The sequence below is a fragment of the Dolichospermum sp. UHCC 0259 genome (assembly GCF_009711935.1).
GTDB lineage: Bacteria > Cyanobacteriota > Cyanobacteriia > Cyanobacteriales > Nostocaceae > Dolichospermum.
On sequence record NZ_VIKX01000314.1, the window covers coordinates 1 to 737 of the forward strand.

The 737-nt window shown below is 36.0% G+C and carries 1 protein-coding gene; it reads left to right on the forward strand.

Features of this window, described 5'->3' with window-relative positions; all coding sequences use genetic code 11:
- Window positions 1-120 precede the first annotated feature (120 nt).
- Window positions 121-717: an IS630 family transposase gene (locus FJR05_RS25210; RefSeq protein WP_371416943.1), complete on the forward strand. Its 597-nt coding sequence runs from the start codon at window positions 121-123 to the stop codon at window positions 715-717.
- The last annotated feature ends 20 nt before the right edge of the window (window positions 718-737 follow it).

Genomic DNA, 737 nt, shown 5'->3' on the forward strand with positions numbered 1-737 from the left:
AGAAAAACTGAATAAAGAGCGTGGGATACAAGTAAGTACCAACACAATCAGACGGGGACTAAAAAAAAAGGGGTGATATGGAAGCGAATAAGAATAAGTCATCAAGCAAAACAAGATCCAGTGACTCGTGCAAATAAACAAGCAGATATGGATATGTTAGAACTGGCTGCGGCTAGTGGAGAAATAGACCTAAAATATTTGGATGAATCAGGATTTTCAGCTTGGAGTGATTCAGGTTATACATACTATCAAAAAGGAGAACAAAAAAAGCTTGAACAAACACAAAGACGTGGGCGCAGAATCAGCATTATTGGGTTATTTCAGCCATTAATTAGCTTTATTTATGGTCTAGTAATTGGAGGAGTTAAGCGCAGTTCTTACATCAAAATGATGGAACAAGAGGCGCAAGAAGCATCTGAAAATAAACGAATGAGAGTCATAGTTCAAGATAATGGACCAATACATCGTTGTCGAGAAGTTCAGGCATTATGGACAAAGTGGGAAAGTCAAGGTTTATATATGTTTTTCCTTCCTAAATATTGCTCGGAAATGAATCCAATTGAATTAGAATGGCAACATCTTAAACGAGATGAAATTTCTGGAAAAATGTTTGAGGATGAATTAGAACTAGCATATGCAGTTATGGATGGTATTGAAACCAGAGGTAAAAAAGGAAAACACCGGACAGAACGTACTAAATTTAACAAAGCTAAATAGGTTAACTTTTCTTTACATAC